Source organism: Janthinobacterium rivuli (assembly GCF_009208735.1).
In the GTDB taxonomy this organism is placed as follows: domain Bacteria; phylum Pseudomonadota; class Gammaproteobacteria; order Burkholderiales; family Burkholderiaceae_D; genus Janthinobacterium.
Map to the genome: position 1 here is coordinate 247,217 of NZ_WFLJ01000011.1, position 9,886 is coordinate 257,102.

Consider the following 9,886-nt stretch of genomic DNA (forward strand, 5'->3'; position numbering starts at 1 on the left):
AGCAGGTACTCTGCCGCGGATTCGACGGGATACGACATCCTTGGCCGTCCGTTATGGCAATGGAAGGCCAGCTCTTGCTTGAACGCGGCAGGAGTCTCTGCATGGCAGGGGGGATAGACCCAGACCCGATCTCGTCGTTGGATCAGGCAGATATGAGATCGCACACCAGGAGTTTGGCAGGGCGGCCAGGGGCTCAATACGATCCATCGGTTTTTCATCGTCCGAGAACCATGGATCAGGATAGTCTAAGCTACTGGTGGCGATTCAATGGCACCGTCCGCTTCCGCCCCGGAGCGGTCGTTCGATCATGCGGCAAAGCCTGGTAGCTGCAAAGTTTCTAAACTGCATCCGAGGCATCATCAATCACCTTGATCATGTGTCTGCCATACGATGTATCGGGACAGCAAGCACGAAGTTCCTCAAGGAGTTTGTGCTTGGTATCCGGCATTGCAGTAGTAATGATCAGCTTGACAAAAGCACGAAGGGTGTTCGACTCGGCACGGCCAATAAATGTACTGATCAAGGGTGTGACGAGATCGATGAAATCGAATGCGGCAATAATTTTTGCTGCGACGACCCGCTCTCTCCACCCCTCACTGGAAGTAAGAAGCTCGCAGATTTTCCAGGCGTCGGAAATTGCCACCAGTTGTTCAATCTTGCTGGCAGAACTCGCCCACCTTTCCGTGTACAGAGCGGACACAAGCTCATGAATTTTTGGATCAGATGCCGGGCGGTATGTCATTTTTTACTCTTAACATTTGTGAAGGGGTAACGGGAACAGGCGATAGCACTGCCAAATTGCAGCTATCAACGCCAGGTTTCGCCATAGAAATTCCGCAGGTAATCCACTCTGTTGCGCAGCTTGATCCACAGCCATCACTACATTTTGAACCGGCGCCTCTTGAAGGAAATGTACGATATTGGAAACATTTTCTTTAGGTACATCACCGGTCGTCAGAATACTAAGCAAAGTTTCTGGCGTGAGTGTTTTTCGGTAGCTTACGCTGCATGTCTGCGCTGCCATCCAAAGCCACTTTCGGGGCTTCAAGGGGGCTAAGGTGATCGGGTTTAGACCAAGCACATGTGGAAGAGTTAATGGGCCAAAGCCTTCCCCTGCGTGGGCCATGCCTTGGGCCTCCGAGATTGTTAAGCCTAAAGTCGAGCAACGTTCTACAATAGTTTTGAAGTCAGCTGGTTTCATCGTTCAAGTATGGCATACGAAAAGAGAGGTGTAGAACCTCAAGAAATCTCACCGTTAGCTTGCCGTTTCATCCGGTTAGTGATGCAGCAGTGCGCAGTGGATAAATCAGCAAACCTGCCACGGCAGCGGTGGCCACGACGACGGGTTCCGGCAACTTTTTAAACTTCCACAACAGCACCATGGCGGCCACGGCGATCAAGGCCGTCGGGATGTCCATGATCGAGCGCTTGGCGATGACGATCACCGACCCGGTGATGGCACCGATGGCTGCGGCAGTGATGCCATCGACGAAGGCCAGCACGCCCGGCAGCTTGCCGTATTTTTTAAAGTAGGGTGCCGGAATCACGGTAAATAGGTAGCAGGGGATGAAGGTGGCCATGGCCGCCACGGCGGCGCCCGGGAAACCGGCGATCAGATAGCCGATAAAGCCAACTGTGATGACGACGGGCCCCGGAGTGATCATGGCAACGGCGACGGCGTCCACAAACTGCCTGTCGGTCAGCCAATGGTGCTCGGTGACGACGCCGCCATACAGGAACGGCACAATGGCCAGGCCTGAACCGAACACAAAGGCGCCCGCTTCGGCAAAGAAGATGCCGATCTGCGTCAACTGCGACACGTCCACTACGCCCCAAATGCCTGGTGCCGCTGGCAACTGCGCCATGCCGATCGCATGCAATCCACCTCCTTTCACGAGCCCCTTTGGCGGGGCGCGCACCAGCCACACCAGTACGCCGGCCGCGATAAACAGCCAAGCTACTTCGGATTCGGTGACGATGGTCACGCTGGCGAGCAGCAGGTAGATTGCCCACAGCAATTTATCCTTGCCAATACTCTTGATCGTCAGCTTCCTGGCGCTGATGGCAATGATACCGATCACCGCCGCACCTACACCATAAAACACGGCCTGCATCCAGGATAGGCCGCCAAAGCGCATGTACGCCCAGCCCAGCGCGACGACCATGAAAAACGACGGCAGCACGAACGCCAGGCCGGCCAGGGTGGCGCCGAGCAGCCGGTAATGGACGTAACCCATGTAGATGCCCAGCTGGGCGGCAAGCGGGCCCGGCGCGAGCTGCGCCAGCGCCAGGCCTTCCTTGTAGTCGGCCTCCGTGATCCAGCCGCGCTGTTCGACCAGGTCGCGGTGCATATAGCCGACCAGCGCGATTGGGCCGCCAAAGCCCAGGCTGCCCAGCCGCAGCATGTACACGATCATCTGCCATAGCGTGTAGCTGACACGGGCTGGCTGGGCGTCTGTCATCTTCATGGGGAATCCTTATGTCGGCGATGGCGCAAGCTTCGATTCAGTGGAAAAATGCTGGTACAAGGCATCGAGCACCAGGCTGATCTCTTGCAGCAACTGGTCGTCGTCCCTGGCGCGTTGACGCGCGCCACTGAGCATGGCTTCGAAGCCGCTCGCTTCCGGCACAAAGGTGCCACCCACGTCGAGCGCATGCACCATAGCGCCAAGACGCAGGAGGCCGGTATCGTCGCCCAGTCCGAAGCTGGCCACCAGCACTTCAAACGTCACGCGGTCGCCCACATGGGTAAAGCGGGCCTGGTCGAAATCGAATCCCAGTGCCTCCGGAGGGCAGTCGGCTGGTGTATCCACCCAGGCAAAGCGGGCTTGATGATCGATAAACCGCTGGATCAGCCATGCGCTGGCCACCCGGTCCACCCACAAATGGCGGCGTGTTGCCCAAAGGCGCCCCTGAAAGGTAGCGGCATCGAGCAGCACGATAGCTGCGTTGATGGCCTGCGGCTCGCCGGGCGACAGGAGGGCTTCGGCCACATGGATAAAGTCCATCCAGGCTGCCTGGGCAGCAGCGCTGGCCTGTGCCGGGAAGTAGTCGGTGGCGCACAGGGCGTCGTATTCGCGTCGTAGCTTGCGCAGGGCACGGTTGATGTCTGCTGGCGTAAGGCTATCCAGCGTGCGGCGTACGCGCGTCAGACCCTCGACAAACTGGGTCATTTCGGCGCTGCGGTCAAACAGGCTGCAATACGCTTCGTTATCGGCGGTAGATTGGGCTTGCACCGTCAATAGCCAGGCGTTGCCACCTTCACGTAGGGTTTCCGCCGCGAGGTCGCTCAGCTGTTGCTGTTGGTCGGCTCGGTCGGGCAGCAGGTAGGCACCGTCGCGCAAGGCGCCGCACCCCAGGCTTTTCAGGGCACGCCAGATGCGCATCCTGGCGGTCGCGCTATCGGTCGGCAGGCTCACGATGAGCAATAGCCAATTGGAAGGATTGGTTTTCATGGATACAGCATACAATTTCGTAATAATATTTACAAGATATGTAGAGTAAATTACTTGCTTGTGTTTTTTAATCTGTTGGCCCGCTATTTCCAACTTCACACGTAGCACCCGCCAAGTCTGGGCCGGCGTAATACATTCCCGGCATGCGTAAGTCATTCCCCGCATTACCTTGCTCTTTTACTATTCGTCATGTTCATGACGAATAGTGGCGCATGGACGGGGAGCAGCGTTCGCCTGGCACATGAGATGGCGTATATCGGCCAGCTCGACCAGGATGGCGGCATTGGCGCATGAGGGTACGCAGGCTTACGTCTTTGTGCGCACGAAAGAAGGCTTTGAAGCCCGTCCGGTTATTGTGGTCACCCGAGCCCAGGCCTGCATCACCTTTGCGGACAAGAACACAGTCAAGGCCGAGCTGGTCGCCAAGTAAACCACCATGCGGCCCTTCACCGGGCCGCAATGAGGGGCGCGCTGCCAGCGTGTGCTAGATCGTGCATACTGGCAGCCAAGGTAGAAAACACGTTACGAAAGCATGGCATCTTCATCATCTTCACCCGGGCAGGGTGTGCATCAGGGCGTCGTGTACGCCTTGCTGGCGGCAGCCCTGTTTGGCGCCAGCACGCCCTTTGCCAAAACGCTGGTAGGGCAGGTCGCCCCGGTGACCCTGGCCGGCATCCTGTACCTGGGCAGCGGACTGGGCCTGCTGGCCTGCTTCCTGGTGCGCGCGGTGCTCACCCGCAACAATCAGGACAAACCCGCCACGCTCACGGGAGCGGATCTACCCTGGCTCGCAGGGGCGATCGCCTTTGGCGGGATTGCGGGGCCGGTCTTGCTGATGTTTGGCCTGACGCTCACGCCCGCCTCGTCGGCCTCGCTGCTGCTCAATATAGAAGGCGTGCTCACGGCGCTGTTGGCCTGGTTCGTCTTCAAGGAAAATTTCGACCTCCGCATTTTCATCGGCATGCTGCTGATCGTCACCGCCGGCGTCCTGCTGTCGTGGGAACAAGTGCCCAAGCTTGGCGTACCCTGGGGCGCGATCGCCATTGTCGGCGCCTGCCTGTGCTGGGGCATTGACAACAACCTGACGCGCAAGGTGTCGGCCAGCGACGCCTTGCAGATTGCCGCCTTGAAGGGCCTCGTGGCCGGCTCCGTCAATCTGGCAATCGCCCTGGCCCTCGGTTACACCTTGCCCAGTGTTAGCATCTCCCTGAGCGCCGGCCTGGTCGGTTTTTGCGGTTATGGTTTGAGCCTAGTGATGTTCGTGCTGGCATTGCGTCACCTGGGAACGGCACGCACGGGTGCCTATTTCTCGGCGGCACCGTTTGTCGGGGCGGTCATCTCGCTGTTCATGCTGGGCGAGATACCCGGCCTGCTGTTCTTGCTAGCCGCAGCGCTGATGGCCGCAGGGATCTGGCTGCATTTGACGGAAGCGCACGAGCACGATCATGAGCACGAGCCGCTGTTCCACACGCATGCGCACTGCCACGACGCCCATCACCAGCATACCCACGAGGATGGCTGGGACGGCAAGGAGCCGCATGTGCACGCCCATCAACATGTGCCGCTGCGCCATGCACACCCCCATTATCCCGACATTCATCATCGGCACGATCATTTATGACTTCTGCCAAAAAGTCCAATCAGCCTGTAAAACATCATTATTTGTGAATCGCCACGAGTTCGCTAGACGCTCTTCAGGCACTCAAAATACTGCTCTTCGCAATTGGACGGGCTGGGAGGCTCACGATGACCAGTCCACCACCAGAGCGTGGCTGAGCGCACGAAGGAGAAGACGGGCTAATTTATCGTAGCCAACTGCGCCGCAATCGCGCGCAAAAGCAGGTGCTCTGTAGCCGCCTCGATCGGATAAACCATCTTTCGCCGGCGGTTACCGGTTCTACCCGGACAGGGACGCAGCTGCGCGCGCGGCTATTGTCAAGGCGGCCACGCATCGCCTAGAACATGCACGATAGTGGACGTCGCATCATTCCGGGTCACTAGCTCTGCTCGAACCTCGCCATGAATGCGAGGTTCGATTTACGCGGCGGCAAGAACTGTGAACCGAGATTAGCAAGTTTATCCGCGAACAATAGTCCTTCTTGATTGCGCCGAGTGAATGTGCGTGATGTTGGATGCAGGAGGCGTTTCGTTAGTCGATACTTCCAGGTCGTTGTCGTTTGCTAGCGCCTTGATCGCTCCGTAGTTGCAGATGTGTATATCCTTACCATCTATGGTAATCCAGCCCTTTTTCCTGAACTCTGACATCAGACGGCTGATACTTTCCATTGTTAGTCCGACGTAACTGCCTATTAGTTCACGAGACATGAGCAATTGGAACTGCATGCCAGAGAATCCTCTTCCCGCATAACGGAGCGACAAATCAAGTAGGAAAATGGCTAAGCGTTGTTCTGCTCTGGCGCCCAACATCCTTTTTATGCCCTGTTGCCGAGTAATCTCTTTGCTTAGTATCCTATGGAAGTGTTGTTGCAGGGGCGGGACTTCGGCGCAGATTTCTTCCAGGTATCGGAAGGGAATTTCACATACATTACTGTCTTCAAGAGCCAACGCATTGTTGTCTTGAAAGCCGGTACTAATCGCGCCCAGTCCGAGTATCTCGCCGGTCATATGAAAGCCAAGAACATTCTGTTTTCCTCTGGCGCTCTCCTGAAAGGTCATGAATTGACCACAATGGATAATGTGCAGGCTGCGAAACGGGTCACCAATACGAAAGAGCATTGAGTTTCGTTCTACTGAACGACGTTTGCCAATCATTCTATCGAGTTGGCTTACGTGTCGCTCGTTCAAACTACTAGGAAGACACCTACTCCTTGAGCTGCATTTCGAACAAGTGCAGGATGAGGGGGAATTCGTTTCTCTTAAGAGATTTATTGTGGGGAATGTCTCATCCATCATTTTTCTCTCTAGGGGACGTGTTGTCTGTATTTACTTTTCTATAATTTCGCGTAGTCCAGTATATGCGTAGGGTCTCTTTTTAAAATATAAGATATTGCCACAATCGCTTGTAGTGAATGCATGGGATCATATGTGAGGGAATACCTACAAATGTCTTGGGGCTGGCTTGGCTTTAGCCCAAGCTATCGTTGAACGGATCTGTCTGAGTTTGCACCGCGTCTATATTTTTTTGTTGGTTGTAACTATTTGTTAGATTTGATGGAGTAAAAATGGATATTATTTGAGTAAATCTTTACGTGGTGGAGTCTGAAGTTATGAATTTTGATCGAAATGAGAAGGGAGGGAGTATGCAAACGCTATACACTTTTCAAACTGACAAGGGGGTGGCTCGAATAGATCAAAACCCCAAGAATAGACTATTTCACGCAATCTTTAATGAAGAGAGTCTCGGCAGTTACCCTTCCCCCGAACAGGCTGCCGAGGAATTATCTGCCGGGTGTACTTTTATTCCCGTATCCGGGGTCGAGATTGCGAATCTTGGAATACCAAATGAACTTGGTAACTGGAATCGAGCGCTAATTAGAGGCTAGGCTGTGTCCGCTTATACGAGGGCAAGATCAATTAGGTTGATATTTTGTACAGTCAATTTTCCTGGTTGTTGACCTGAAAGGTTTGTTAAATGTTTACTTCACATAAGCAATATCAGGCAGGAATCGCAGACCTTCGAACGAAAGCAGAGGTAGCTCGGCGTTGCGACGTAGTGAACGCCCGAATAATGATTCTCTCGATTTTGCGTAAGCATGGTCTCACTCTTGCCGACTTCGACGGGGAGGCGAATCCGCCAAAACCACTTCGTATTATCGAGAAAATCAGCATTAAGGACTGAATCTGTTGATTTGCACCGAAAACTGACCCACTTAGCCACATAATTTGCATCGAAAATTGACCCACGTTTAGCACGCAATCCTACTTATCTGAATAAGTAGTGGATCGGAGTGATTGACGTGGCATTACTAGGAATTATTAGGCGCTGGCATCTTTGCGACCGAGTCTCATTGAGGGAAATCGCGAAGCGCCTCGACATTTCGCGCAACACCGTCCGGCGCTACCTGCTCTCGGAGACAACCGAGCCCGCCTATGCGGAGCACCAATCGTCCAGCGCCATCGACCCATACGCTTTTCACCTCGCAGGCTGGCTCAAGACCGAGGCTGCCAAATCACGCAAGCAACGGCGCAGCCTAAAACAGCTTCACGAGGATCTAACGGAATTGGGATTCAAGGGGTCTTACGACAGGGGCGCGGCGTTCGCCAGGCAATGGAGGGAGGGTCAAGCAGAGTGGGGCAATTCGGCGCGCAAAAGAACACCGAAGGTGAAAGACCGCTGTATTCTTGGTCCAGCCACGATGTGGCAGTAGCGGTATCCCAAGGGCCAAGTGAAGTCATGTAGTCATCATACTCATCTTGAATTTCGCGCCAAGACGAATATGGTTTCCTAGAAATCAGTACTTCTTTTCTAGTCAGGATAATGTGCACTTCCGTCATGAAATGTCCCCTATAGAATGCGCTTCACATACGCAAACCAAGTGTCTGCTCTTGGACGTCAACTGACTTTACGCTCGATAACCAACCGGCGGATCGCAGCGATTCCTGCCTCCATCTTCTCACGTGCGGAGCTGTTGGCCGAATGAACGAAGATAATTGGAGGACTAAAACCGCGCAACGCGACCGCTTCCTCAATCCACAGAATGACGTCATAGCCGATGCCGCGCTCGTCATCCCCAAGATCATGGTCAAGACTAATCTCGGCAACCTCACCGGCGGCAAGTATTGCTACTGCCTCGTCAGGCCAATATACTCGGGTCCAACCCTCCGGCGTACTTCGCTCATCATCGAGATAAACCTTCATTCCTTCGCTCCCTTGGATAATTTGATGAATATTTCTTCCGTGCCAATAATACCCTGCGCGAATGCTCCGAAGTTTGGACAGCCTTTGGCTTGAGCGCGACAGGAGCCTCTGCAGGGCAGGGGACATAGACAGGCCAGACCCGATCTCGTCGTTTGATCAGGCAGCTATCGCGCACCAAGAGTCTGGCAGGGTGTCCATGCCCAACACGATTCATCGGTTTTTCATCTTTCAAGAACCATGGACCTGGAAAGTCAAAGCTACTGGCGGCGATTCAATGGCACCGTCCGCTTCCGCCCCGAAGCGGACCTAGCTGTTGGAAGAAAAGCCGCGCTTATCGAAGGCAAGCCAAGGTTCTACCATTCACCGCTTGCTGGCGGAAGGATCTCAGTCTTTAGAAATTCAAAATACTTCGGATCTTCATGCTCAAAAATACCTTTGCCCGCCCCCATGTATGCACGCACTGTAGTGGTCAACCCATCCCGGACACTACGTTAAGTTTTTCTTCGGCGACGGCCGGTGCCAATCCGTGATTGAACTGATGTGGCCGTATCCAGTTACACCGGTGCAGCAGGTAATCGCTGCTGCCTCGATTGGATAAACGATCCTTCGCCGGCAGTTATGGCTAGGGAAGGCCTGCTTTTGCTAGCAGGCGGTAGGAGCCTGTACAGGGCAGGGGAGATAGACAGGCCAGACCCGGCCTCGTCGGTGGATCAGGCAGCCGCGAGATCGCACAGCAAGCGTCTGGTAGGGCGCCCGGGCCCCTCAGGCGCTCCATCGGATTTTCATCAGCCAAGAACGATGGATCATGTGTGCCGTAGGTACCTGCAGTGATTTACCCCAATGGCACCGTCCGCTTCCGCCCCATTGCGGACCGTCAAACCCAGCTGAATCAGACGAACAGCGTGCGTTTTCCATTTGGTAGCGTACTGGCCATGTCGGAAAAACCTCGGTAGAAAAACGGGATGTTATCGGCCGGGTCACCGCTCAACCGACTACGTATTCTTGCCCAGGTAGCAATGGCAATGTGCGTCTCAGGTTCGCCGACAACAAGCACGGGGCCTCGCTCCTCGTCGAGCCACTCGTACTCACCGCCGTACCGGGTGCGTGCAACCTCAAGGACGTAGCAACCAAAGAGCTTAACTAAACTTGAAGTCTCGAACTGGGACATTTCATCGATGTAGCCCGAAGCTTCTGCCAGCATCTCTTCCACGATTGAAAGGCTGTTCTCAGAGAAATCCAGACGGCCGCCTGACCGGTCATGAAAGGTTTCTACGGCGCGCTTCGCCGTATCGACTACGTCTTGAAGAATTGTTGTCATCAATTTCGTTAATGAATTTGGGGTGAATACAGTCGCGTATGTCCGGTTTTGGCCGAACCCAGCCGTTCGGGCCAGCATAGCAGGTTGTCAGGGTGAAAATCTAGCGGCTGCGTCGGCAGGCTGAATCCGCCCCGAAGCAGACATAGATCTGACGCATTCGACATATGCCACCGCAGCCGATTAAGCGTCGTGATAAACAACGCCGTATGTGTCGAACATAGCTCCAGCTAGCTCGACCATGCTTAAGCCGCTGCGCTCCCAAAAAAACAGAAAGTATTCCAACTTGTCGTAAGG

General features: G+C 54.7%; 9 protein-coding genes. 2 read left to right on the plus strand and 7 right to left on the minus strand.

Annotated features, from left to right (window positions below; all coding sequences use genetic code 11):
• Positions 1 to 337: 337 nt before the first annotated feature.
• From GCN78_RS17025 to GCN78_RS17040, 4 genes are all read right to left on the minus strand, one after another.
• Positions 338 to 742: a hypothetical protein gene (locus GCN78_RS17025; protein WP_152252747.1), complete on the minus strand. Its 405-nt coding sequence runs from the start codon at positions 740 to 742 to the stop codon at positions 338 to 340.
• A 9-nt stretch (positions 743 to 751) separates the two neighbouring features.
• Entirely contained in the window at positions 752 to 1,201 is a 450-nt protein-coding gene (locus GCN78_RS17030) for a hypothetical protein (protein WP_152252748.1), read from the minus strand.
• 67 nt (positions 1,202 to 1,268) lie between these two features.
• Entirely contained in the window at positions 1,269 to 2,462 is a 1,194-nt protein-coding gene (locus GCN78_RS17035; protein ID WP_152252765.1) for a chromate transporter, read from the minus strand.
• A 15-nt stretch (positions 2,463 to 2,477) separates the two neighbouring features.
• On the minus strand, positions 2,478 to 3,455 hold the full coding sequence (locus GCN78_RS17040; RefSeq protein WP_152252749.1) for a chromate resistance protein ChrB domain-containing protein: 978 nt from the start codon (positions 3,453 to 3,455) through the stop codon (positions 2,478 to 2,480).
• A 532-nt stretch (positions 3,456 to 3,987) separates the two neighbouring features.
• On the opposite strand from GCN78_RS17040, the gene GCN78_RS17045 reads away from it, so the two are divergent.
• The gene (locus GCN78_RS17045) at positions 3,988 to 5,076 is read left to right on the plus strand and encodes a DMT family transporter (protein WP_152252750.1); all 1,089 of its coding nucleotides are present in this window, start codon (positions 3,988 to 3,990) and stop codon (positions 5,074 to 5,076) included.
• 455 nt (positions 5,077 to 5,531) lie between these two features.
• On the opposite strand, the gene GCN78_RS17050 is transcribed toward GCN78_RS17045, so the two are convergent.
• Complete coding sequence (locus GCN78_RS17050; protein ID WP_152252766.1) at positions 5,532 to 6,365, minus strand: helix-turn-helix domain-containing protein; 834 nt, start codon at positions 6,363 to 6,365, stop codon at positions 5,532 to 5,534.
• 1,007 nt (positions 6,366 to 7,372) lie between these two features.
• On the opposite strand from GCN78_RS17050, the gene GCN78_RS17055 reads away from it, so the two are divergent.
• Positions 7,373 to 7,783 carry a hypothetical protein gene (locus GCN78_RS17055; protein ID WP_413465214.1) on the plus strand — a complete coding sequence of 137 codons (411 nt, stop codon included), beginning with the start codon at positions 7,373 to 7,375 and terminating at the stop codon, positions 7,781 to 7,783.
• Between the two features lie 185 nt (positions 7,784 to 7,968).
• Here GCN78_RS17055 and GCN78_RS17060 read toward each other — a convergent pair whose 3' ends face one another.
• Positions 7,969 to 8,274 (minus strand): cyclic-phosphate processing receiver domain-containing protein, encoded by a 306-nt coding sequence (locus tag GCN78_RS17060; protein ID WP_152252751.1) that lies wholly within the window; start codon positions 8,272 to 8,274, stop codon positions 7,969 to 7,971.
• A gap of 889 nt (positions 8,275 to 9,163) precedes the next feature.
• The gene (locus GCN78_RS29375) at positions 9,164 to 9,592 is read right to left on the minus strand and encodes a hypothetical protein (protein WP_193316767.1); all 429 of its coding nucleotides are present in this window, start codon (positions 9,590 to 9,592) and stop codon (positions 9,164 to 9,166) included.
• Between the last annotated feature and the right edge of the window lie 294 nt (positions 9,593 to 9,886).